The organism is Streptomyces albiflavescens (genome assembly GCF_014645835.1).
Lineage (GTDB): Bacteria > Actinomycetota > Actinomycetes > Streptomycetales > Streptomycetaceae > Streptomyces > Streptomyces albiflavescens.
In genome coordinates this window covers 1-1091 of sequence record NZ_BMMM01000047.1, presented here as the reverse complement: position 1 = coordinate 1091, position 1091 = coordinate 1, and the positions used below count along the sequence as shown (strand labels likewise).

The following is a 1091-nucleotide window of genomic DNA, read 5'->3' as shown; positions in this document are numbered from 1 at the left end:
GCGGCACAGGTTTCGGTGGGGATTCCGTGGCTTCCTGTTTCTTCGTGCTGTGCCAGAACGGGTTCTGGTCTTACCGGCGCTCCGCAGGCCGATGCCGCCAGTCCGGCGGCCGTTTTCACGTTGATGGCGGCGTTGACATCCCTATCATGCCGGGTGCCGCAGGCGGGACAGGTCCACTCCCGCACGTCCAGGGGCTTGGGCCCATCACGGTGGCCGCAGGTTGAGCACACCTGGCTGGTGGGCTCGAACCGACCGATCTTCACGAAACTCCGCCCGTACCGCTTTGCCTTGTATTCGAGCATGTCCACGAACTGTGACCAGCCCGCGTCGTGCACGCTCTTGGCCAGCCTGGTGCGCGCGAGTCCGGACACCGCCAGGTCCTCCACCGCGACCGCTTGGTTATCGCGGATCAACTGGGTGGAGAGCTGGTGGTGGAACTCCTTGCGAGCATCAGCCACAGCGGCGTGGGCGCGAGCGACCTTCAGGCGGGCCTTGGCCCGGTTCTTCGATCCCTTCTGTTTACGGGACAGTTCCCGCTGGGCCTTCTTCAGCTTCTTCTCCGCCCGGCGTAAAAACCGCGGCGAATCAATCTTCGTGCCATCCGAGAGGACCACGAAGTGGGTGAGCCCCAGGTCGATACCGATTGCGCTGTCCGGCTCGGGCTCCTCCCAGCGCTCCCGGTCCGTGGCGGGGTCGGTGTCGATGACGAAACTGGCGAAGTACCGCCCCGCCGCATCCATGATCACCGTCACACCCGACGGGGTCACCGGCAGGACCCGCGACCACTTCACCTTGATCTCGCCGATCTTCGGGAGCAGCAGCCGCCCACGGCCGGTGATCTTCCAGCGGGCGTTCGCGGTGAACCGGATCGACTGCCGGGCATCCTTACGCGACCTGAAGCGCGGCGCACCCACCTTCGGCCCCTTACGCTCCCCCTTCAGCGAAGCGAAGAAGTTCTGATACGCGGCCTCCACGTCCCGCAGGGCCTGCTGCAGGACGACCGAGGAGACCTCGGCCAGCCAGGAGCGTTCGGGGGTGCTCTTGGCGCGGGTGATGAACTGCTGGGACAGGGCCGCGGCCTTGGGGTAGGG

At 66.1% G+C, this 1091-nt stretch carries 1 protein-coding gene; it reads right to left on the bottom strand.

The window, feature by feature from the left end:
* A partial coding sequence (locus tag IEY95_RS48450; RefSeq protein ID WP_229703885.1) for an RNA-guided endonuclease InsQ/TnpB family protein occupies positions 1-1091 on the bottom strand: 1091 nt, incomplete at both ends.